This window comes from Gaetbulibacter sp. M235 (assembly GCF_043876835.1).
GTDB lineage: Bacteria > Bacteroidota > Bacteroidia > Flavobacteriales > Flavobacteriaceae > Yeosuana.
This window is the reverse complement of sequence record NZ_JBAWJZ010000011.1, coordinates 17,739-40,249: the sequence shown is the minus strand read 5'-3', so window position 1 is coordinate 40,249 and position 22,511 is coordinate 17,739. Positions and strand designations below refer to the sequence as shown.

Here is a 22,511-nt window from a genome sequence, read left to right as displayed (position 1 = left end):
TAAAACAATAAAATCATGACTAGTTTTTTAAATCTTATCCGTTGGAAAAACCTGTTAATGATTGCTTTAGTTCAAATTCTAATTAAGTATGGTCTTTTGCTTCCTTTTGGTATAAGTACTTCTCTAAATGTTTTAGAATTTTCACTATTGGTATTTTCAACTCTTTGTATCGCAGCCGGAGGAAATATTATTAATGATATTTATGATATTGATACCGATGTTATTAACAAACCAGATAAAATAGTTATAGGCAAATTAATTTCAGAAAAAACAGCTTATAACCTGTTTATTATACTCAATGTTTTAGGTGTTGGCTTAGGATTTTTTGTTTCTTATGCCGTTGGTAAAAGTGAATTGTTTTCAATTTTTGTAGTTGTATCCGCACTACTCTATGTATATGCCAGTTATTTAAAACAAATGTTTTTAATTGGAAACATAATTATTTCTGCTTTAGTTGCTTTGAGCATTATAATCGTTGGGATTTTTGAATTAATTCCAGCAATAACAACACAAAACCAAGGTATTCAATTAGCTTTTTTCAGAATTCTGCTAGACTATGCTTTGTTTGCTTTCATTATAAATTTAATTCGCGAAATAACTAAAGACATAGAAGATTTTGATGGCGATTATAAATCTGGAATGCATACATTACCTATTGTTATTGGCAAGGAAAAAGCTTCAAAAGTTTTATTTCTATTATCTTTTATTCCTTTAGGAACAGTAATTTATTATGTTAACAGTAATCTTTACAAACAACCAATTGCTGTCATCTATTTTTTGATTTTTATAATAGCTCCTCTTATTTATTTAAGCATATTAATTTTTAATGCTAAAACAAAAAAGGATTTTCATGTTATTAGCAACCTTCTTAAATTAGTTATGTTGTTTGGAATGTTATCAATTTTGTTATACAAAATCATTTTAATACCATAATGCTAAACGAAAAATTAAAAGACCATCATATTATTTTAGCTTCTGGGTCACCTAGAAGACAATCTTTTTTTAAAGATTTAGGTTTAGATTTTGAAATTAGGTTAAAACCTGTAATTGAAGAATACCCATTAAGATTACGTCATTTTGAAATAAGTGATTACTTAGCTCAATTAAAGGCTTTGCCTTTTAAAGATGATTTAAAAGACAAAGAAGTACTTATCACCAGTGATACTATTGTTTGGCATAACAACAAAGCTTTAGGAAAACCTATTGATGAAAACGATGCATTTGATATGCTGAAATCAATCAGTAATGCTACGCACGAAGTTATTACGTCTGTTTGTTTTACTACAAAAACAACGCAAAAAACTTTAAGCGATGTTACTAAAGTGACTTTTAAAAACCTTACAGATGATGAAATTAATTATTACATAAAGACCTGCAAGCCATTTGATAAGGCTGGAGCCTATGGTATTCAAGAATGGATTGGACAAATAGGTGTTACTAAAATTGAAGGCTCATATTTTAATGTTATGGGGTTACCTGTACACCTTGTATATAAAGTGCTTTCAGAAATCACTAAATAAAAACCAAAAACCAGCGTATATTTATGTTGGTTAATATTTTTAAAAATGAAAACAACATTCGACGCCTATTTTTGGGAAATAATAAACACAGTTATTGTTATATTATTTTTTATCCTTTTAAATTTTATACTGAAAAAGGTTTTAAAAGGAGTTGGAAAAAGAAGTAATATAAACATTGCAAGGGTAAAACTTATAAACCGATACATTACCGTTACCTTGATTTTAATTGCTTTATTAATTGAAGCCTTTGTACTTGGTGCAGAACGCGATCAAATTGCTTTGGTGTTTTCTTCTGTCTTTGCAGTAGTAGGTATTGCTTTATTTGCTATTTGGTCAATTCTAAGCAACATAACATCTGGCGTTATTATGTTTTTCTCCTTTCCTTATAAAGTAGGCGATAAAATAATGATACATGATAAAGATTTTCCTTTAGAAGCCATCATTGAAGACATTGGAGCTTTCCAACTTCATTTAAGACTAGACAATGGCAACCTAGTTACCTATCCTAATAACCTCATGTTGCAAAAAGCCGTCACTCTTGTTCAAAAAGATGCAATTGATGAAGAGTACGATTAAAACGCTATATTTATAACATCAACAGTGTTATGGCAAAAAATAGAACTTCAAAATACAATAAGAAAATTGGTTTAAGTCCTGGATCCGTTATTTATACAGGAGACAAGGAAACACAAAATCTCTCCATTGAGTCCTTTGATTATAACAGTGAATCTGTTGATGAGAAAACACACGGTCAAATTGAAGATGTTTTTCATTTTAAAACAACTAAATCTGTTAGCTGGGTAAATATCAATGGATTAAATCATGTGGATGCTATTGAAAAAATAGGTGCTCATTATAATTTACATCCGCTAACGCTTGAAGACATTGTAAACACGTCTCACAGGCCAAAACTAGATGACTATGATAATTACGTGTTCGTTGTTTTAAAGATGCTTTATTATGACAAAGACGAACAAGTTATTACCGAACAGGTTAGTTTTATTCTTGGAGAAAGTTATGTGTTAAGTTTTCAGGAAGCTGAAGGAGATGTTTTTAATACTGTTAGAGAACGCATTAGATACGCGAAAGGACGTATTAGAACATTAGGTCCTGATTATTTATTATACGCATTAATTGATGCAGTAACAGATCATTATTTTATAGTGATTGAAACTCTTAGCAATAAAATTGAAGATCTGGAAGACAATTTATTCAATGGATTTTCACAAGAAGAAATAAGCCAGCAAATTCAAAATTTAAAACGAGAAGTTTTAAAAGTTCGTCGCGCCATTTTTCCTTTACGAGAGATTATTAGTAAAATTGAAAAGAATGAAAACAATTTTATAAAAGATAAAACCATACATTATTTTAGAGATATTTACGATCATGTCGTTCAAATTTCAGAGAATATTGAAATTTACAGGGAGATGATTTGGGGCCTTATGGATATGTACATGACTACTATAAGCAATAAGATGAATGAAGTTGTGAAAGTGCTAACTATAATTTCAACCATTTTTATTCCTCTTACTTTTATGGCTGGTATCTATGGTATGAACTTCGATAATATTCCCGAGCTCCATTACAAATATGCTTATTTCGTTTTATGGGGCATCATGATTATTTTATTTCTTTCCATGTTATATTATTTCAAAAAGAAAAAGTGGTTTTAATTTTAAAACCCATATACTATATTTTCTAAGATATTTCTTAATAATCACTGCAATCTAACAAATTATTCCCTCATAATTAATTGATTTATAGCAAATAAATTGTAAATTTAATAGCTTTTCAACCATCCGATATGAAAGATTTTAAGTTTTATGTCAAAAGCTTTCATAAATAAAATAGAGCAAATTATTTTATCTAACCTTGAAAATGAAAAATTTGGTGTCAGTGAATTAGCTAAGGAAATCAACTTGAGTCGTTCTCAGATACTTAGAAAAATAAAATCATCGATAGGTAAATCTGCCAATAATTATATTCGAGAAATACGATTAAGGGAGGCTGTAAGACTTATTTTAAATACTGAACTTACAGCATCTGAAATTTCATATAAAGTTGGTTTTCGCAGCCCTTCCTATTTTAATAAATGCTTTTTAGATTATTACAATCAAACACCAGGCGAATTTAAGAAAACCCATGAAGACGATAGAACATTTGATTTTAGTTTAGTTGAACAACCTGAACAAAAAAAAACAAAGAAAAAATGGGTTTTGATTTCTACGATTCTTCTTATTGCTATTTTGGCTACCGGATTATATAACAAAAATAAAGATGCAAACAATAAGGTCGTCAAAACATCTCAACCTCCAAATGTATCAATTGCTGTATTACCAATAGATGATTATTCAGAAAACAGAGATTACGACTATCTTGCTTCTGGGATAACAGAAGCCATCAATCTAGAGTTATCTAAAAACAAATCCATCCGTGTCATTTCAAGAGGCTCCTGTGAAAGATTTAAAGATAACAACAATCTATCATATGGAGAAATTGCAAAAGAATTAGGAGTGACTTTACTTCTGGGAGGATCGGTATTTCCAAATAATGATAGTTTGCTTGTTGTTGCCCAATTAATTAAACCTTTTCCTAAAGAGCAACATGTTTGGTCTAACAATTATCACCATAGCACCAAAAACATATTGCAATTGGTTCAAAATATTTCAAGTGAAATTGCAAACGAAATTTCTACGACTTTAACAAGTAATGTGTCTGGAGAAAAAGTCTATAAAATAAATCCTGAAGCTTACACATTATATTTAAAAGGAAAGCATTTATGGTATACACAAAAAACGCAGTACAAATCGTTGGTTAATGCTAAAGAATATTTAGAAGAATCCATTAAAATTGATCCGAATTTTGCACCTGCATATGTAACTTTAACAGAAACTTACATTGCCTTAAATAAATTATTGGGAGATAATAATGAAAGAATATCTAACCGGGAAAATGCAAGAAAAACAATAGACATCGCCTTTGGTTTAGATGATGCGTTGGCCGAAGCTTATTTTACAAAAGGTAATCTGGTTGGAAAATTTGATTGGAATTGGGAGAAAATGAAAGCACTCACTGAAAAAGGTTTAGTTCTCGACCCTAACAATGCTAGAGGACATCAAATATTATCAAATTATTATACCATAAAAGGCAACTATCAAAAAGCAATTGAAGAGGCTTTAATAGCAGAATCTTTAGATCCGTTAAATCCAGCCACAGGATGTTTAGTTGCAGAAAGATATTATATTTCAAGGGATTTTGACCAATCAATAAAAGAGTATAACGAGGTTTTAGAGTTAGAACCAGATTACGGTTTTGCACTAAATGGCATTGGGTATGCTTATTTTCAAAAGGGAAACCTTGATGAAACATTCCATTCGTGGAGAAAGCTTCAAACCATTATGCAAAATGATTCTCTTGGTACATATTATGATAATAATGGCCTTGAGAAAGGTTTATTTTATTACATAGATAAAGCTAAATTAAATACACCTGGATTTTGTTCAAATCCGGCAGTAATTTCATCTATCCAGATGATGGTAAATGAAAATTTTGATGCGCTTCAATACATTAAGATTGCCTATGACAATAAAAATGAAGATTTACCAATAATGATAACGTATCCTGATTTTTATCCTCTTCATAAAAATGCTCAATTTAAAGAATTAGCTCATAAAATGCGAATTGTTTTTCCAAATTAATACTCATTTTCAAATGCTAATATGGTGCTTTTAAAAAGTTAAAAAAATGCATGCGTCAAAATTTAAAACAATTTTAAAAAAATGAAAGAATTTGCTTCATGGTTGATATGTTGATATTGATATAAAAATTGAACTTTATATCATAACAATAAAACTAAATATCATGAAAAGATTTGTATTAATTTCAGCAAGTTTTGCTTTGTTTTTATTTTTTACATCATGTAATAATGAACTTATTGATGATCCTGTAAACAATATGAAATCAGAAAATATGACCGCAAAAACAAACGATAATCTCACAGGATTTGATGAATGGGGATTTAACTTTAAAGCTCACCTTTTTAATAGTTACCTAATAAATGCCATGTTAGGCGACCCTGCTTTTGAAGGTATGCCACATTACAGACAACCTGGTTTGGTTTATCATGGCGAAGGACCACAATTCTGGGAAGACCTTGTAGCTCAATATCCATATTTTCCACAAATAATGCCAGCCGGCCTTCTAGAGTGCAAACTGGAAATGAAATGGAATGATGCAATGTTAAATTCAAAAGGAACATATCCAATTACTTGGTTTGATACAGATGCATGGATCATGTTTAAATATAAAATGAACACAGAAACCGAAAGATGGAGTCAAGTACGCAAGTTAGTTTCTATATCAACAGGAGATGAACTTATTGATGGTATTTGGTACAATTCAGAAGGGCAAGAAATTGGAAAACAATCTTATTATTGGAGTGATACACTTATCATTAAACAAGTAATAAATACTGGAGATAATATGTATGTTCCAGCAGTTATGCCAGACGATTATGTTTGTCCAAATTGGGTTGGATTTGGTAATATTTAAATAAAGGATTTTATTTTTATAAACTATTATCTTTTGTGGTTTCCAACCAAAAAACAACCATTTACTTTGTTTGCAATGAGTAAAAAAGCTAATTGATTACCATAGCTTTTTTACTCATTCATATTTATTTAGCAACTAAACTATTATAACAAACAACAAAAAAATATTAATTATCAAATAAATTTAATTTTCAAACAATTCGTTAAAGAAACATTAAAAGCATTAACTTAGGTAGTATCTTTTTCTATATTTGGATAATTCCAAACTAACAAATAATGCATAAAAAAATACTATATCTACTTTTAATATTCTCTTTTCCTTTCTTACAACAAGCACAACAACCCAAAAAACCAAATGCTACAGAAATTTTTGAATCTATTCAGAAATTAAATTTTTTAGGCTCTGTTATGTATATTGCCGCTCATCCAGATGATGAAAATACACGCCTTATCTCATATTTATCTAATGAAGTAAAAGCTCGAACAGCATATTTAGCCTTAACAAGAGGTGATGGCGGGCAAAACCTAATTGGCCCGGAAATTAGGGAATTATTGGGTGTTATAAGAACAGAAGAATTATTAGAAGCACGTAAAATTGATGGTGGAGAACAATTTTTTACAAGAGCTAACGACTTTGGATTCTCAAAACATCCAGATGAGACTTTAGCTATATGGAACAAAAATGATGTTTTAAGTGATGTTGTTTTAGCCATCAGAAAATTTCAACCTGATATCATTATCAACCGGTTTGACCATCGAAGTCCAGGAGCCACACATGGGCATCATACCAGTTCTGCCATGTTAAGTGTAGAAGCATTTGATTTATCAAATAACGCTTCGGTATACCCTGAACAACTTAAGCAAACCAGTTTATGGCAACCCAGAAGACAATTTTTCAATACATCCTGGTGGTTTTATGGCAGTCAAGAAAAATTTGATCAAGCAGATAAAACAAATTTATTAAGTATCGACACGGGTGTTTATTTTCCCTTAAAAGGTTTAAGTAATCCAGAAATTGCTGCTTTAAGTAGAAGTAATCACAAATCACAAGGCTTTGGTAGTACTGGTAGTCGCGGCGAAGAATTAGAATATATAGAACTCATTAATGGCGATTTACCTATTGATAAATCAAACATTTTTGATGGTATTGACACCACTTGGAATCGAGTAAAAGGTGGAAATGCTATTGGAAATATCCTTTCAAAAGTAGAAACAGATTTCGATTTCACAAATCCATCAGCATCTATTCCTAAACTTTTAGAAGCATATAAATTAATTGAAAATTTAGAAGACGAACATTGGAGATCGGTTAAATCTAAAGAAATCAAGGATATTATTTATGCTTGTGCTGGCTTGTATTTAGAAGCAGTTGCTGATACAAACCATACAACAAAAAATTCTAAAGTAAATATAGCCGTAGAAATGATCAATAGAAGTAATACTAATATTGTATTTACTGGATTAACTTTAAAAGATGGTGATAGTAAGGAAGCTTTTAATAGCCTTGAATTAAAAAATAACAAAAAAGAGCAATTAAAAAGCACTATAGTAATTTCCAAAAACCAAGAACCAACAACGCCTTATTGGCTTACTAGTAAAGGAACTTTAGGGATGTATAAGGTAACTAATCCTAATTTAATTGGTTTACCTGAAACACCTATTGTTTATACCGCCACTTTTAAATTAGAAATAGACAACTCGCCTATTGAGTTTACAAAACCTATAGTTTTTAAAACAAACGATCCTGTGAAAGGAGAAGTTTACAAGCCCTTTGTTATCATTCCTGAAGCTTCAGCTAAAATTGCAGAAAAAGTCATCATTTTTGAAAATGATAAGCAAAAAGAAATCCCTATTATTGTTAAAGCTGGAGAAGATAATTTAGAAGGTTTTGTTTCAATTGCACATCCTAATGATTGGAATGTTTATCCAGAAAAACAGATTGTTTCTATAGCTCATAAAGGAGAGGAGCAAACAGTTATTTTCACAGTCATTCCACCAAAAAATCAAAGTGAAGGTTTAATATCACCTATGGTTCATATTGGAGATAATATTTATACACGAGAACTTATTGAAATAGACTATGACCATATTCCATTTCAAACTGTTTTATTGCCTAGCGAAAGTAAAGTAGTTAGATTAAGTATTCAAAAGAAAGGTGAAAACATAGCTTATATTGAAGGTGCTGGCGATGTGTTGCCAGAAAGTTTAAAGCAAATTGGTTACAATGTTGTTACCATTGCACCAAAAGATATTAATGCTGAAACATTAAACAGATTTGATGCCGTTGTAGTTGGGATAAGAGCCTATAATACGGTAGAAGATTTAAAGTATAAACAACAAATATTATTTGATTTTGTTGAGCAAGGTGGTAATATGATTGTGCAATACAACACAAATTCTAGATTACAAGTGGATAAATTAGCTCCTTATGATTTAACCCTTTCGAGAGATAGAGTTACCAATGAAAATTCTGAAGTTCGGTTTTTAAATCCTAATCACTCTTTATTAAATTATCCGAATAAAATCACTCAAAAAGATTTTGAAGGATGGACTCAGGAACGTGGATTATATTTCCCTGATAAATGGTCAAGTGACTTCACTCCTATTCTATCCATGAATGATAAAGGGGAATCTCCTAAAGATGGCAGTTTATTAGTTGCAAAATATGGTAAAGGTTATTATATCTACACTGGATTAAGCTTTTTTAGAGAATTTCCTGAAGGTGTAGCAGGCGCCTACAGATTGTTTGCTAATATGCTTTCAATTGGAAAAGAAGATATTAAGATTGAAGCAAAACTAAATGATTAATAATGACAGAAGAAAAGCAACCTAAACAACCTTGGCTTAAATTGTATTCTATTATTTTAATAGCTAATCTTGTTTATATTATTGCATTTTACTTAATCATGAAATCCTTTTAATTATGCAAATATTAAACTGGATTGATTGGGTTGTTTTAGCCGTTACATTATTAGCAATAGTAATTTATGGTACTTGGCAAACTCGTGGCAGTAAAAACGTTCAAGATTATTTAAAAGGTGGAAACACTTCTAAATGGTGGACTATTGGGTTATCAGTTATGGCTACTCAAGCCAGTGCTATTACCTTTCTATCAACACCTGGTCAAGCCTATAATGATGGAATGGGTTTTGTACAATTTTATTTTGGTTTGCCAATAGCCATGATTGTTATTTGTATGGTCTTTATACCTTTGTATCATCGACTTAAAGTTTATACTGCTTACGAATTTTTAGAAAATAGATTCGATTTAAAAACCAGAACTTTAACTGCAATTTTATTTTTAATTCAACGTGGGCTTTCAGCAGGAATAACCATTTTTGCACCAGCTATTATTTTGTCAATTGTTTTAGGCTGGGACTTACTAACCCTTAATATTGTTATTGGTTTTTTGGTGATTATATATACAGTTTCTGGCGGAACAAGAGCCGTAAACGTTACACAAAAGCATCAGATGATTGTCATTTTCGTTGGAATGCTAGTAGCTTTTTTCATAATTGTTTCTAAACTGCCTCAAGATATCACTTTTACTAAAGCACTTGATATTGCAGGAGCCAGTGGAAAAATGAAAATTCTTGATTTTAGTTTTAATTTAAATAATCGTTATACATTTTGGAGTGGTATTATTGGTGGGACTTTTTTAATGCTATCATATTTCGGAACCGACCAAAGTCAAGTACAACGCTATCTTTCAGGTAAATCAGTAAAAGAAATGCAATTAGGGTTACTTTTCAATGGTTTACTAAAAGTGCCCATGCAGTTCTTTATTTTATTGGTTGGTGTTATGGTGTTTGTATTCTATCAGTTTAATGAAGCTCCTTTGAATTTTAATCCAACAGCTACAGAACTGGTTTTAAATTCTGAATTTGCTTCAGATTATATAAAACTTCAAGAAGCACAAAAAGATAATTTTGAAAGCAAACAAATTGAGATTAAAAATTTCATTAATTCGGAAGCTTCAGAATCAACAATTGAATCAATTTCTAAAGCAAATCATATTAGTAAAAATATTTCAAATGAAGCCAAATTACTAATAGATAAAGTGGCAGAAAAACAAAATATCAAAGTTGAAAGTAATGATAAAGATTATGTCTTTATTCATTTCATTTTAAACAACTTACCTCGTGGATTAATAGGCTTGCTGTTAGCTGTTATATTAAGTGCTGCTATGTCTAGCACATCGAGTGAATTAAATGCTTTAGGGTCAACAACCACCATAGATTTATACAAAAGAAATACCAAGGAAAAAACAGAAGAGCAAATGGTGAAAGCATCAAAATGGTTCACATTTGCTTGGGGAATTATTGCTATTTGTGTTGCTTGTGTTGCTAATCTTGCCGAAAATTTAATTCAATTAGTAAATATTATAGGCTCCATTTTTTATGGAAATGTATTGGGTATTTTCTTCATCGCTTTTTTCTTCAAATATGTAAAAGGTCATGCTGTTTTTATGGCTGCTATTATCACTCAAATTATAGTTATTTCCTTATTTTTATTAAATGAACATGAAATAATTAATCTTCCTTTTTTATGGTTAAATTTTGTGGGTTGTATTATAGTTATTGCCATTTCATGCATAATTCAATTATTTTATAAAAATGACAAAAAAATCACAACATAAAACCATACGTTGGGGAATAATTGGTTTAGGAAGCATTGCTCATAAATTTGCCAAAGATTTACTAACTGTTAAAGATGCCCAATTATATGCGGTAGCTTCTCGTTCGCAAGAAAAAGCTAATGAATTTGCTTCTTCATACAACGCAATTAAAGCTTACAGTAGCTATGAAGATTTAGCTGAAGACCCAAATATTGATGCTGTTTATATTGCTACTCCTCATGTATTACATAAAGAAAACACTCTTCTATGCCTAAAAAAAGGGATTGCCGTTTTGTGTGAAAAGCCTTTTGCCATGAATTCAACTGAAGTTGAAGAAATGATTGCCTGTGCTAAAGCAAACGACACATTGCTTATGGAAGCACTTTGGACCTATTTTCTTCCTCATTATCAATATGTATTACAATTATTGAAAAACAAAACTCATGGAGATATTTTAAAACTAGAGGCTGATTTTGGTTTTTTTAGGGAGTTTAATAATGACGCTAGGCTTTTTAGAAAATCATTAGGTGGCGGAAGCCTTTTAGATATAGGCATCTACCCTATTTTTGCGGCTTTATCAACTTTAGGAAAACCAAAAAATATTGAAGCTAATGCTACATTTTTTGATAACGGAGCAGATTCTACGTGCAATATGGTTTTCAGTTATAAAAATGATGCAAAGGCCTATTTAAAAAGTTCTCTCCTTCAAAATTTACCTACTGAAGCCATTTTTTATTGTGAAAAGGCAACCATTAAAATCAACACCATGTTTCATATGCCAACAACAGTTTCAATAATTTTTGATGGCAAAGAAGATATAAAAGATTTTGGATACAATACTATTGGTTACAATTATGAAATCATTCATTTTAATGAACTTATCCAACAAGGAAAAACAGAAAGTCCTACCATGTCATTTGAATTCAGTAACCAATTAATTTCAATTTTAGATGCTGTAAGAGAATTAATAAAATTAGATTATCAATAACAAATAGATTGGAATTTATTACTTTTTGTTAATTTTATTTGTCTATTTGTAAAGTTTATTTTACTTTTGATTAATCAATTTAAAAATCGAACAGATGAAAACAAATTATTTATTACCAAACAAGTACAAGCCCTTTGGATGGGTTTTATTCATTATCGGATTAATTGGAGGTATTATTATTAGTGCCTATAATTTTGAATCAACTGGGCCCTCAATAAAGGTTCTATCTATTTACAGTGAATCATTTATTGATAGCGAAAATCATTTTTTTAAAATTATAGACAACGAAATTTTTGATGAAATTATAGCAATTTTAATCATTATAGGTGGGCTAATAGTTGGTTTTTCAAAAGAAAAAATTGAAGATGAATTTATTTTTAAACTTAGAAAAGACTCTTTAATCTGGGCCATTATTTTAAACTATTTAATTTTACTTTTCACAATAATATTTGTGTATGATATGGCTTTCTTTGATGTATTAGTCTATAATATGTTCACACCACTTATCTTTTTCGTAGTACGCTTTAACTTTTTAAAATTTAAATCTAATAGTCATGACGAATAATATTAAAGTGCAACGCGCCATACATAACATGACACAAGCAGATTTAGCCGAAAAAATAAGTGTTAGCAGGCAAACCATAAATGCTATGGAAAAAAACAAATACGTGCCATCAACCGTTCTTGCTCTTAAAATATCAAAGCTATTTAATGTTCCTGTAGAAGATATTTTTATTTTAGAAAATGAAGACTAGGAAACTTTCTGTAATAAGATAATTGTTGTTATTACGAACTACATAAAGTAATCTTTTTGATTGATTACTAAAAACATAAAGGTTGATTAGTTTCTGGTAATGAGAGATAAAAAAAGCGCAACATTTTGTTGCGCTTTTTTAAAATTATACTTTCAAATTACATAGCTCCCCATTCTTTTAGAGAGTCTTTATTCAATTTTACATAATCTTCATTGCCAGCTTCTTCAGCACCAGCTAATGATTTTTTAGCACTTTGTATAGCAGCTTCCTTATTACCATCTTTTGCATAAATTAAAGACTGTTGTCTTAATTGCCAGTAAGCTGGTTTTTCTGTCATAGACATGGCTTTTTCCATCCATTTTAAAGCTGTTTTAATATCTTTATTTTCTTGGGAATAATAAACTGCAGCTGCATAATAATCATTTGCTGTTGGAGTTCCATTCATAACATCGTTAATACTGGTTAAAACTTTGTCATCTGTAGGAACTTTAAATTCAACACCAACATAGGTGTTTTCCCAAAGTATTCCTAATGTAGCACCACCACTATTTAAATCATCAAAAGTCATGGTAAATGTTTCTATACTCATAGGCAATTTATAAACTTCTGCCGATACTTTTGTTGCTACTTTTGAATCATCCCAATTTTGTGGAGTACCCCAATTAGTGGCATCATTATAAAAAATAACTTCCCATGAAGTCTCTCCAGGAATAGTGTAAATAGCATAAGTTCCTGCTTTTAAACTTTGATCACCGACTGTAAAATCATCACTAAAAGTAATTTTTGTATTAGAATTAGCTCCAGTTCTCCAAATTTTTCCATAAGGCACCAAATCACCAAAGATTTTGCGTCCTCTCATATCTGGTCTAGAGTATTCTAAAGTAACATCTGTTAATCCTACCTTTTGCTCAATTTTGCTTGTAGGACTGGGTTGAGGCGTTTCTATTTGCGAATATCCAACAAAAGATACGGCAAGTACTAAAATTGATAATACTAGTTTTTTCATGTTTTAAGTTTATTTAGTTAATAGCATATTTTAAAACATAAAAATAATCAATGAAATAGCTTTTTATTGTTAACAAAAGCCTAAAATGATGAAATTTGTTATTATATAAATATTTGAATAATTCTTGTCAATAGAATGCAACATTTAAAAAATAATTTAATTTTTTATGCTTAATTAGAAACTTGGCTGAAAAATAAATAGATTACTTGTCTATTCTTATTCTAACGTCAACAGCAATAATATCATTTTCAGAAGCTAAAAGAGGATTTATATCTAACTCAGCAATTTCTGGAGCAATACAAAGCAGTTGAGATATTTTTATAATGATGTCTGCATAATTTTCAAGGTTTATGCCTTGTTGACCTCTCACTCCTTTTAATATGGGATATGCCTTTAAACTTGAAATCATTTTTAAAGCATCTGTATATGTTATTGGCACCATGGAAACGCTTATATCTTTTAATACTTCAACAAAAATGCCTCCTAGCCCACATAATATGACATGTGGATAATTATTTTCCTTTTTAGCCCCAATGAATAGTTCCATCCCCTTGACCATAGATTGAATTAACACAGATTTAGCGCCTTCAATCTGCATTAATTTATCAAAATTATCATGCAGTTCTTTGTCATTTGAAATATTCAAAATAACGCCTCCAACATCTGATTTATGTAAAGGTCCCTCAACTTTTAATACAACCGGATATGTTATTGTCTCTGAAACTTTGTTAAGCTCTATTTTAGTTCTGGCATATTTTTGAGCAGCAATTTTGACGCCTGCACAATCCAATAATTTAAAAGCTGTTTCTGAAGACATGTATCCATTTGGAAGAGCATCTATCAGTTTTCTTACTTTTTTTAATGCTTTAAATTCTAAAGCTTGAACTGTATCATTAACTATGCTATGATTAAACACCTTAGCCAAAGCCTTTCCAAATAAAACCTCATCATTAAAAGCAATATTTCCATTTGATATAAACTCATTTATTTCATCATGAACATTAATAACTGATGGCAATATGGCGTAAATTGGTTTTTTTGAAGTCTTTATTTTTTTATTTAAAACCTCATACACATCATTAACTGGTTTTAATCCAGGACTTCCAAAAATGACTACCATTGCATCTATCTCATCAAATTTATATTCACAATAGTCAATAATGGTTTCTAATTGTTGAGCGGTTCCAGTAGCTAAAAAATCAATTGGATTAACAACAGAAGATCCATCAAATAATTCTTTTAATAAACTAATGCTTTTAGTACCTTTTAAGGAAGGTATTTTTAAACCATTTTTAGATAAAACATCCGTAAGCATGACAGCTGGACCTCCGGCATGTGTGATGATAGCTATATTTTTTCCTTTAGATTCCTTTTGTAATAAGATGCCTGCCACTGTAATAAGTTCATTTCTGCCATAACAACGTATGATTCCTACTTTTTTAAATATGGCATCTATAAAAACATCTGAAGTGGCCAAAGCTCCTGTATGGGATGACGCTGCTTTATTGCCAGCTTCTGTACTTCCAGCTTTAATTGCGGCTATTTTACAGCCTTTACTTATTAATGAAGCGGTATGCTTTAAAAACTTAAGTGGATTTTTAATGCTTTCTATATAAAGCAGTTTTACTTTTGAACTTTTATCTTCTTCAAAAGACAGATCCAAATATTCTAATATCTCCTCTACTCCTATTTGGGAACTGTTCCCAACCGTATAAACGCTTGAAAAGTTGAGCCCCATACCTACAGCTGACTCTATAATAAAAACGGCAGTGGCGCCTGAGCCAGATATAAAATCAACTCCAGAATCACTTAATTTAGGAATAGGTGTTGTAAAAACACCAGTAAAATATTTGTTTATTAAACCAATATTATTAGGTCCTAATAAGCTTCCACCTGCTCTATCAATCAATTTTACTATTTCTTTTTCTAACGTTGCTCCATTATCATCCTTTTCACTAAAACCTGCAGAAAAAATAATAAACCCTTTTGTATTCTTTTGTTCAGTAAGTATTCTTATAGGCTCTAAAATGAATTGTGATGGTATTGCAATAATTGCCAGATCTACATTTGGAACTTCCAGAACATTGTTAAAAGATTTAACTCCTTGTACAATTTCCTGCTTAGGATTAACAACAAATAGGTTCCCTTTAAATTTATGTTCAATCAAGTTTTTTAAAACTCTTCCTCCAGGGCTGTGAATATTATCAGAACCTCCTATTACAACAATACTTTTTGGATGAACTAATTTTGGGTGAAGCATAACTAAAAATTGCTTTAATAACCGTAAAGTAACTAATTTAATATAGGATTTTAGCTGACATTTATCACAATCTATTTTATTAAAATTTTGTTATTTTGAATAGACTAATAAACATCATGAATTATGTATGCATTTTCAAACGCAGTTAATTCTAGGCATTCTGAAGACATAAAACTATTAATGTCTCAAGCATCTGGAAAAAGTTTGATTTCATTTGCAGGTGGCATGCCAAATAATGATTTATTTCCTGTAAAACAAATTGATGATATTTATAATTCGCTTCCAGAAGACATAAAAAGACTGTGTTTCCAATATGGACCAACTTCTGGCTATCCGCCATTAATCCAATCACTAAAAGATTATTTAAGTAATAAAGAATTACCTGTTGAAGATAATAAAATTTTAATCACTACGGGTTCATTACAAGCTATTTCAATTATAACACAAGAGTTTGTTAATGAAGGTGATATCATATTAACTGAAAATCCATGTTTTGTTGGAGCTTTATCTGTATTTGAAACATTTGGAGCTAAAATAGTAAGTATCCCTATAGACCATAATGGGATAGATATAAAAGCATTAAAAAATAAAATTGCCACTTTAGAAAGAAAGCCTAAATTTTTATATGTAACACCTAATTATCATAATCCAGCTGGAATTATTTACACACTGGAAAGAAAAAAAGAACTTTTAGATGTATTAACTGATACAGGAATTATTTTACTTGAAGATGATGCCTATAGTGATTTGTATTTTAATGAAGATGAAAAATATCTAACCAAATCCATGAAATCATTTGGAGTTAAGGGTGTAGAAATTATTTATACTGGTTCCTTCTCAAAAATACTTGGTCCTGGTTTTAGATTAGGTTATATGCTTTCTTCACCAGAAATATTTGAAAAAGCAGAAAGCGTAAAACAAGCTTTGGATGCCTGTACTTCTAATTTCATGCAAATATTAGGCAATGAATTTTTAGCACAACATAAATTAGAATCCTATTTAAAATTCTTAAGAAATGAATATTTAGAAAGGAAAAACTTACTACAACAAAGTCTGGAAAAATATATGCCAAAAGAAGTTACTTGGAATGAGCCGAAAGGTGGTTTTTACATCTGGCTTAAGTTGCCATCTCATATTAAGTCAACAGACATATTCAAAGAAAGTGTTAAAAATGGTGTTGTATTCGTAACTGGAAGAACTTTTGATCCAGCCAGTAAAAAGGATGATAGATTGCGACTTTCTTTTTCAAATATGCCAAAAGAAAGCATTGAAAAAGGAGTCATTATTTTAGCTAAAGCCGTAAAAAAAGTACTTAAAAACGCAAAAGTTAAAAACACTTAATTGATATGCTTATTTAAATATTGGCAGTTAAATTGGCAATTTCTTTAGCTATTTTTTTTCCTTCAAAAAAGGCTTCTAAGTTTAAGCTTATTATTTTTTCACTTTTATGCTGAAACAGCTTTTTAATGGCTTCAAGTAGACTTTTTTCTGATAACGGAATAATAGAAGCCGCAGCACCAAGCAATACCATGTTTGCAACTTTTGAATTGCCGATTTTTTTAGCAATTTCTGTCGCATTTATAATAATATGGTAAGGATGCTTTTTTATTTGTTCAAATAAATCATTTTTCTCTGGATAGTTATCTGTATTAATAAATGGATGTGAGTCTGTAACCAACCAACCATATTTATTTAAAAAAGGCATGTATCTTAATAATTCCATTGGTTCTACAGATAATATTAAATCCGCTTTTCCTTCAGGAATGAGGTCAGAAAATATTTCTTTATCAGATATTCGAACATGACATTGCACAGCACCACCACGTTGACTCATTCCATGAACTTCAGATTGTTTTACAAACAAATTTTCGCTTAATGCAGCCGTATCCAATACTGCTGCAATAGTTAAAATTCCTTGTCCGCCAACACCAGATAATATAATATTTGTTTTCATGCTTTTATTTTAGCTTAATGAAGCGATTTTAGCTTTGATATCCTCTTTTTGGTCTCTCGATAATCTAACACAAGGTCTTTCAGAAATAATAACAGAAACCCCTTTATATTTCAATTCATTTCTTAACAGCTCAACATTTTGTTCATGATTTTTATTTAAAGGTATCATGGTTTTTAAATGGTCAGGATGGACTCCAATGCCTAAACAAATTTTATGTAACCTTCCAACAGCTGATGATTCTTGTGCTCCAGTCATGGCAATTGCTGAATTATCTGAAATGATTATTGTTATTGGAGAATTTTCATAAACAGCATCTAACAATCCCGTCATTCCTGAATGCGTAAAAGTTGAATCTCCTATTACAGCAATGGCGTTTTCCAGTCCGGCATCTGCAGCTCCTTTTGCCATAGTTATAGAAGCTCCCATATCAATTAGTGTGTTTATAGTATTTAATGGCGGTAAAGCTCCTAATGCATAACAACCAATATCTCCAAAGACATTTTTATTTCCTATTTCCGGGATTAACTCATTAATGGTGTTAAATAAATCGGTGTGACCACAACCTTCACAAAGCTGAGGCGGTCTGCCAGATACTATTTCGGGAATAGATTTAGAAGTGTTTTGGAAAATACCTAAAGATTTACCAACAGTGTTTGGATTAAGTTCACCTGTTAATGGAATATCTCCAGTTAATTTACCTTTAATTTTATCATTTTTATTAAAATAGTCATGTAGTAATTCCTCAACTATGGGATATCCTTCTTCAACCACAATTATTTTATCACAATGTTTGTAAAGTTTTTTGATTTTATCTTTAGGTAACGGGTATTGAGAAATTTTCAAAATTGAATAAAAAGAAACATCATCACCAATATTTTCCATAACATAGTTATAGGCAATACCACAAGCAATAATTCCAATATCTTTATGCTGGCTCAATTTTAAATCGTTTAAAGAAGAACTTTCAGAATGCTGAATTAAAACAGCTTTTTTATTAACCAGTTTTTCAAATTGCTTTCTAGCATTCATTGGTAAAAGTGCAAACCTGGACGTATCAGTTGGTAATTGCATCACATTTTGAGCTCTTCTTTCTCGCACTTCAATACCAGCTCGCGAATGTGACAAACGGGTTACCATTCTTAACAAAACAGGTAGCTTTAATTCTTCAGAAAGATCAAAGGCATAATGCATAATGTTATAAGCCTCTTGCTGATTTGAAGGTTCTAATATTGGAATCATGGCAAATTTCCCATAAAACCTGGAATCTTGCTCGTTTTGTGAAGAGTGCATAGAAGGGTCATCAGCCACCACAACCACAAGTCCACCATTAATTCCTGAAACAGACATATTCATAAAAACATCTGAAGCTACATTTAACCCTACATGCTTCATCACAACCATGGCTCTTAAACCGGTATAAGACATTCCAAGAGCAGACTCCATGGCGGTTTTCTCATTAACTGACCATGTAGCGTGAATTTTTAATTCTTTTGCAACTTTTGACCTTTGAATATATTCAGTAATTTCAGTAGAAGGTGTTCCAGGATAAGCATAAACTCCTGATAAACCAGCATCAATACTGCCTTGAGCTAGTGCTTCATTACCTAACAGTAAACTTTTCATATGATACTCTTATTTCAAAAACAAATTTAAATCTAACTCAACTAATAGAGTATGATTTATGTCATACTGCAACTAAGAAGTTTAATAAAACAATTATAAATGTTAATTTTTGTTTAACTTTTTTATTATATTATTAAACATTATGTAGATTTGTGTATATTTATAACATGATAGTAGATACTACATATCATAACAACTCAAACCCCAATTATTTAAATTTGAATCAAGTTCTTAAAATGACACAGTATGATTACCTTTAAAATTTAATATATGAAATACTTATTATTCTATATTCTCATGTTCTCTTTTTTCACTAAATCCATATCTCAAACCATGTCAACACAATCTTTATACGATATTAAAATTAATAGTTTAACAGGAAACCCAATTGATTTATCTCTTTATAAAGGGAAATACGTCTTGTTTGTTAATGTGGCATCCAAATGTGGATTTACCGGTCAATACGAAGATTTGCAAAAATTATATGATACTTATCAAGACAAATTAATGATTATTGGCGTACCATGCAATCAATTTGGTGGTCAGGAACCTGGAACTGCTGCAGAAATTCAATCTTTTTGTCAGGCAAATTATGGTGTTACTTTTGTCATGACCGAAAAAGTTGATGTGAAAGGGAAAAACCAGCATCCACTATATCAATGGCTCACAGATAAAACAAAAAACGGAAAATCAAGTTCAACCGTAAAATGGAATTTCCAAAAATACTTAGTTGATGAAAATGGAGATTTTATTGATTATTATTTTTCAATAACAAATCCCATGAGTGATAAAATAACAAAGCATTTACAATAAAACTATGATTTCATTATTTAAGCCTAAATCAGAAGCAGAAAAACTTCAAAATAAATATGAAAAGTTAATGCAGGAATGGCATACTTTATTAAATATAAACAGAAAAGAAAGCGAAAAAAAATTTGCTGAGGCTCAAGATATATTAAATAAAATTGACCGTTTAAACCCAAATTAATGAGACTCATAAAATACTTAATTTTCTTTCTGGTTATTAACTTTGGTGCTTTGGCATTAGGTATATGGTTTATGGAAAATGGCCCAAGGTCTGATTGGTATTTAAGCTTAAATAAGGCTCCTTGGACACCACCCGGTTGGGTCTTTGGTTTTGCATGGACAAGCATCATGATATGTTTTTCAATCTATATGGCCTACTTATTTTTGACATTACAAAATACCAAAGTTAAAATACTCTTTACCATACAATTTTTACTAAATGTAGGTTGGAATTTTATTTTTTTCAATCAGCACCTCATTGGCTTTGGGCTTTTAGTGATTATGTCTCTTACCATAATTATCGCTATTTTTTTATATGATTTCAGAAAACATATGGCTCTTAAATCTCTTTTAATACTACCCTATTTTTTATGGTTGTGTATTGCTTGCTCTCTTAACCTATACGTATTACTTTACAATTAAACCATGAAGATTTACACCTTGCATAAAAAGCAAAATTTACCTATTACCATGCAACAAGCTTGGGATTTTCTGTCAGATCCTAAAAATCTAAAAACTATCTCGCCAGATTATATGGGTTTTAATATTCTATCAGGTGCAGAAAGACCTATGTTCGCAGGTCAAATTATACAATACATTGTTAAACCTGTTTTAGGCATTAAAACAAAATGGGTAACTGAAATTACACATGTAATTGATAAGCATTATTTTGTTGATGAACAACGTTTTGGCCCGTATAGATTATGGCATCACAAGCACTTTATAAAGGAAATAGACGATGGTATTGAAATGGAAGATATAATAGATTATAAAGTACCTTTTGGAATTCTTGGTCAGTTAGTTCATCCTATTTTGGTAAAACCAAAACTTGAAGAAATATTTAATTACAGAGCCAAAAAATTAGAAGAACTCTTTGGTGTTTATAAACCATGAAACAATCAGTAAATATTTTTTGGTTTAGACGTGATTTAAGACTTGAAGACAACGCAGGATTATTTGAAGCCTTAAAGGGTAAAAATCCTGTGCTTCCAGTTTTTATTTTTGATTCTAATATTTTAAAACAACTTCCAGAAAATGATGCCAGAGTCACTTTCATTTATGAAACATTACAAAACCTAAAGCAAACACTTCAAAAAGATTACCAAAGCGATATAGCCTGTTACTACGGAGAACCTTTTGATATTTATAAACAACTCATTGCAAATTATTCTATTGAAACGGTTTATACAAATCATGATTACGAACCCTATGCTACCAAAAGGGATGAAAAAATAAAAGACTTTTTAGCAACTCAAAACATAGAATTTAAAACCTATAAAGATCAAGTCATTTTTGAAAAAAATGACATTGTAAAAAATGATGGCACAACTTATGTGGTCTACACGCCTTACATGAAACAATGGAAGGCTGTATTCCAATCTAAAAAAATAAGACATTATGATTCAAAATCAAATTTATCTAAGCTTGTTAAGGACTTTAATGTAGTTGGTTGTAATCTTTCAGAAATGGGATTTAAAACGTCTTCACAAAAAATAAAAGAATATAACGTTTCATCTGATTTAATTAAAAACTACGAAGTAACCCGAAATTTTCCAGCACAGGGCTCTACTTCTCGTTTGGGGCCACATTTGCGTTTTGGAACTGTTAGTATTCGTTCTATAATTGAAAAAGCAATTTCTGAAAAAAATGAGATCTTTTGGCAAGAACTTATTTGGCGCGAGTTTTTTATGCAGATTTTATGGCATTTTCCACACACAACAACCCAAAGCTTTAAACCACAATATGATCGTATTTTATGGCGCAATAATGAGCAGGAATTTATAGCGTGGTGTGAAGGCAAAACTGGTTATCCATTGGTTGATGCCGGCATGCGTCAATTAAATAAAACTGGATTTATGCACAATCGCGTTCGCATGCTGGTTGGCAGTTTTTTATGTAAACATTTATTGATTGACTGGCGTTGGGGAGAAGCATATTTTGCCGAAAAATTGCATGATTATGAGTTGGCTAGTAATGTTGGCAACTGGCAATGGGTTGCAGGTTGTGGTGTTGATGCTGCTCCATATTTTAGAATATTCAACCCTACTACACAAATTGAAAAGTTTGACAAAGACTTAAAATATATCAAAAAATGGGTTCCAGATTTTCAGGAACTTACCTACCCAAAACCTATTGTTGATCATAAGTTTGCTAGAGAGCGTTGCTTAGAGGTTTATAAAGAAGCTTTAAATTAAAGTCATTTCCATAAAA

General features: G+C 30.6%; 21 protein-coding genes. 17 read left to right on the top strand and 4 right to left on the bottom strand.

Translation table 11 applies throughout. The features are described 5' to 3' along the window. Window positions 1-15 precede the first annotated feature (15 nt). The 11 genes from V8G69_RS15065 to V8G69_RS15015 all read left to right on the top strand — a co-directional run bounded on the left by V8G69_RS15065 (window position 16) and on the right by V8G69_RS15015 (window position 12,431). Entirely contained in the window at window positions 16-933 is a 918-nt protein-coding gene (locus tag V8G69_RS15065; protein ID WP_394882932.1) for a geranylgeranylglycerol-phosphate geranylgeranyltransferase, read from the top strand. Further along, the gene (locus V8G69_RS15060) at window positions 933-1,520 is read left to right on the top strand and encodes a Maf-like protein (RefSeq protein ID WP_394882930.1); all 588 of its coding nucleotides are present in this window, start codon (window positions 933-935) and stop codon (window positions 1,518-1,520) included. The genes V8G69_RS15065 and V8G69_RS15060 overlap by 1 nt, the downstream gene beginning before the upstream one ends. 45 nt (window positions 1,521-1,565) lie before the next feature. Next, window positions 1,566-2,096 carry a mechanosensitive ion channel domain-containing protein gene (locus V8G69_RS15055; protein ID WP_394882929.1) on the top strand — a complete coding sequence of 177 codons (531 nt, stop codon included), beginning with the start codon at window positions 1,566-1,568 and terminating at the stop codon, window positions 2,094-2,096. Between the two features lie 29 nt (window positions 2,097-2,125). Then, window positions 2,126-3,193, top strand: a complete 1,068-nt coding sequence (corA, locus tag V8G69_RS15050) for a magnesium/cobalt transporter CorA (RefSeq protein ID WP_394882928.1) — start codon at window positions 2,126-2,128, stop codon at window positions 3,191-3,193. Window positions 3,194-3,343: 150 nt separating this feature from the next. Next, window positions 3,344-5,218, top strand: coding sequence for a helix-turn-helix domain-containing protein (locus tag V8G69_RS15045; RefSeq protein ID WP_394882927.1), 1,875 nt, complete (start codon window positions 3,344-3,346; stop codon window positions 5,216-5,218). Between the two features lie 163 nt (window positions 5,219-5,381). Continuing rightward, window positions 5,382-6,071, top strand: a complete 690-nt coding sequence (locus V8G69_RS15040; protein ID WP_394882926.1) for a hypothetical protein — start codon at window positions 5,382-5,384, stop codon at window positions 6,069-6,071. 275 nt (window positions 6,072-6,346) lie between these two features. Next, on the top strand, window positions 6,347-8,878 hold the full coding sequence (locus V8G69_RS15035) for a PIG-L family deacetylase (RefSeq protein ID WP_394882925.1): 2,532 nt from the start codon (window positions 6,347-6,349) through the stop codon (window positions 8,876-8,878). Between the two features lie 115 nt (window positions 8,879-8,993). Beyond that, on the top strand, window positions 8,994-10,709 hold the full coding sequence (locus tag V8G69_RS15030; protein WP_394882924.1) for a sodium:solute symporter: 1,716 nt from the start codon (window positions 8,994-8,996) through the stop codon (window positions 10,707-10,709). Further along, on the top strand, window positions 10,687-11,676 hold the full coding sequence (locus tag V8G69_RS15025) for a Gfo/Idh/MocA family protein (RefSeq protein ID WP_394882923.1): 990 nt from the start codon (window positions 10,687-10,689) through the stop codon (window positions 11,674-11,676). The genes V8G69_RS15030 and V8G69_RS15025 overlap by 23 nt, the downstream gene beginning before the upstream one ends. 94 nt (window positions 11,677-11,770) lie before the next feature. Further along, window positions 11,771-12,241, top strand: a complete 471-nt coding sequence (locus V8G69_RS15020; protein ID WP_394882922.1) for a hypothetical protein — start codon at window positions 11,771-11,773, stop codon at window positions 12,239-12,241. Then, on the top strand, window positions 12,231-12,431 hold the full coding sequence (locus V8G69_RS15015) for a helix-turn-helix transcriptional regulator (protein WP_394882921.1): 201 nt from the start codon (window positions 12,231-12,233) through the stop codon (window positions 12,429-12,431). The genes V8G69_RS15020 and V8G69_RS15015 overlap by 11 nt, the downstream gene beginning before the upstream one ends. 157 nt (window positions 12,432-12,588) lie before the next feature. Here the strand turns inward: V8G69_RS15015 and V8G69_RS15010 are convergent, their stop codons facing one another. Further along, window positions 12,589-13,437: a DUF2911 domain-containing protein gene (locus V8G69_RS15010; RefSeq protein WP_394882920.1), complete on the bottom strand. Its 849-nt coding sequence runs from the start codon at window positions 13,435-13,437 to the stop codon at window positions 12,589-12,591. 202 nt (window positions 13,438-13,639) lie between these two features. Then, the gene (locus V8G69_RS15005; protein WP_394882919.1) at window positions 13,640-15,697 is read right to left on the bottom strand and encodes an acetate--CoA ligase family protein; all 2,058 of its coding nucleotides are present in this window, start codon (window positions 15,695-15,697) and stop codon (window positions 13,640-13,642) included. A gap of 123 nt (window positions 15,698-15,820) precedes the next feature. Here V8G69_RS15005 and V8G69_RS15000 point away from each other — a divergent pair, with 123 nt between their 5' ends. Continuing rightward, a complete protein-coding gene (locus V8G69_RS15000) occupies window positions 15,821-17,038 on the top strand; it encodes a PLP-dependent aminotransferase family protein (protein ID WP_394882918.1) in 1,218 nt (405 codons plus the stop codon). 13 nt (window positions 17,039-17,051) lie between these two features. On the opposite strand, the gene V8G69_RS14995 is transcribed toward V8G69_RS15000, so the two are convergent. Together V8G69_RS14995 and V8G69_RS14990 are read right to left on the bottom strand one after the other, a co-directional pair. Continuing rightward, a complete protein-coding gene (locus V8G69_RS14995; RefSeq protein WP_394882917.1) occupies window positions 17,052-17,651 on the bottom strand; it encodes an indolepyruvate oxidoreductase subunit beta in 600 nt (199 codons plus the stop codon). Between the two features lie 9 nt (window positions 17,652-17,660). Continuing rightward, entirely contained in the window at window positions 17,661-19,274 is a 1,614-nt protein-coding gene (locus V8G69_RS14990; protein ID WP_394882915.1) for a thiamine pyrophosphate-dependent enzyme, read from the bottom strand. Between the two features lie 297 nt (window positions 19,275-19,571). Between V8G69_RS14990 and V8G69_RS14985 the strand changes: the two genes are divergently transcribed. The 5 genes from V8G69_RS14985 to V8G69_RS14965 are packed head-to-tail and all read left to right on the top strand — an operon-like array spanning window position 19,572 to window position 22,495. Further along, the gene (locus V8G69_RS14985; protein WP_394882994.1) at window positions 19,572-20,087 is read left to right on the top strand and encodes a glutathione peroxidase; all 516 of its coding nucleotides are present in this window, start codon (window positions 19,572-19,574) and stop codon (window positions 20,085-20,087) included. Window positions 20,088-20,091: 4 nt separating this feature from the next. Further along, complete coding sequence (locus V8G69_RS14980; protein ID WP_394882914.1) at window positions 20,092-20,262, top strand: Lacal_2735 family protein; 171 nt, start codon at window positions 20,092-20,094, stop codon at window positions 20,260-20,262. Continuing rightward, complete coding sequence (locus V8G69_RS14975) at window positions 20,262-20,723, top strand: TspO/MBR family protein (protein ID WP_394882913.1); 462 nt, start codon at window positions 20,262-20,264, stop codon at window positions 20,721-20,723. Before V8G69_RS14980 ends, V8G69_RS14975 begins: the two co-directional genes overlap by 1 nt. Window positions 20,724-20,726: 3 nt before the next feature. After that, window positions 20,727-21,194: an SRPBCC family protein gene (locus V8G69_RS14970; protein WP_394882911.1), complete on the top strand. Its 468-nt coding sequence runs from the start codon at window positions 20,727-20,729 to the stop codon at window positions 21,192-21,194. After that, entirely contained in the window at window positions 21,191-22,495 is a 1,305-nt protein-coding gene (locus tag V8G69_RS14965) for a cryptochrome/photolyase family protein (protein ID WP_394882910.1), read from the top strand. The genes V8G69_RS14970 and V8G69_RS14965 overlap by 4 nt, the downstream gene beginning before the upstream one ends. Window positions 22,496-22,511 lie beyond the last annotated feature (16 nt).

Bases quoted from the DNA above. Each gene is read 5' to 3' on its own strand.
- V8G69_RS15025 (WP_394882923.1), top strand. From the start codon at position 10,687: ATGACAAAAAAATCACAACATAAAACCATACGTTGGGGAATAATTGGT.
- V8G69_RS15030 (WP_394882924.1), top strand. From the start codon at position 8,994: ATGCAAATATTAAACTGGATTGATTGGGTTGTTTTAGCCGTTACATTA.
- V8G69_RS15005 (WP_394882919.1), bottom strand. From the start codon at position 15,697: ATGCTTCACCCAAAATTAGTTCATCCAAAAAGTATTGTTGTAATAGGA.
- V8G69_RS15060 (WP_394882930.1), top strand. From the start codon at position 933: ATGCTAAACGAAAAATTAAAAGACCATCATATTATTTTAGCTTCTGGG.
- V8G69_RS14980 (WP_394882914.1), top strand. From the start codon at position 20,092: ATGATTTCATTATTTAAGCCTAAATCAGAAGCAGAAAAACTTCAAAAT.
- V8G69_RS14965 (WP_394882910.1), top strand. From the start codon at position 21,191: ATGAAACAATCAGTAAATATTTTTTGGTTTAGACGTGATTTAAGACTT.
- V8G69_RS15055 (WP_394882929.1), top strand. From the start codon at position 1,566: ATGAAAACAACATTCGACGCCTATTTTTGGGAAATAATAAACACAGTT.
- V8G69_RS14985 (WP_394882994.1), top strand. From the start codon at position 19,572: ATGTTCTCTTTTTTCACTAAATCCATATCTCAAACCATGTCAACACAA.
- V8G69_RS15065 (WP_394882932.1), top strand. From the start codon at position 16: ATGACTAGTTTTTTAAATCTTATCCGTTGGAAAAACCTGTTAATGATT.
- V8G69_RS15045 (WP_394882927.1), top strand. From the start codon at position 3,344: ATGTCAAAAGCTTTCATAAATAAAATAGAGCAAATTATTTTATCTAAC.
- V8G69_RS14970 (WP_394882911.1), top strand. From the start codon at position 20,727: ATGAAGATTTACACCTTGCATAAAAAGCAAAATTTACCTATTACCATG.
- V8G69_RS15035 (WP_394882925.1), top strand. From the start codon at position 6,347: ATGCATAAAAAAATACTATATCTACTTTTAATATTCTCTTTTCCTTTC.
- V8G69_RS15020 (WP_394882922.1), top strand. From the start codon at position 11,771: ATGAAAACAAATTATTTATTACCAAACAAGTACAAGCCCTTTGGATGG.
- V8G69_RS14995 (WP_394882917.1), bottom strand. From the start codon at position 17,651: ATGAAAACAAATATTATATTATCTGGTGTTGGCGGACAAGGAATTTTA.
- V8G69_RS15000 (WP_394882918.1), top strand. From the start codon at position 15,821: ATGTATGCATTTTCAAACGCAGTTAATTCTAGGCATTCTGAAGACATA.
- V8G69_RS15040 (WP_394882926.1), top strand. From the start codon at position 5,382: ATGAAAAGATTTGTATTAATTTCAGCAAGTTTTGCTTTGTTTTTATTT.
- V8G69_RS14990 (WP_394882915.1), bottom strand. From the start codon at position 19,274: ATGAAAAGTTTACTGTTAGGTAATGAAGCACTAGCTCAAGGCAGTATT.
- corA (WP_394882928.1), top strand. From the start codon at position 2,126: ATGGCAAAAAATAGAACTTCAAAATACAATAAGAAAATTGGTTTAAGT.
- V8G69_RS15015 (WP_394882921.1), top strand. From the start codon at position 12,231: ATGACGAATAATATTAAAGTGCAACGCGCCATACATAACATGACACAA.
- V8G69_RS15010 (WP_394882920.1), bottom strand. From the start codon at position 13,437: ATGAAAAAACTAGTATTATCAATTTTAGTACTTGCCGTATCTTTTGTT.
- V8G69_RS14975 (WP_394882913.1), top strand. From the start codon at position 20,262: ATGAGACTCATAAAATACTTAATTTTCTTTCTGGTTATTAACTTTGGT.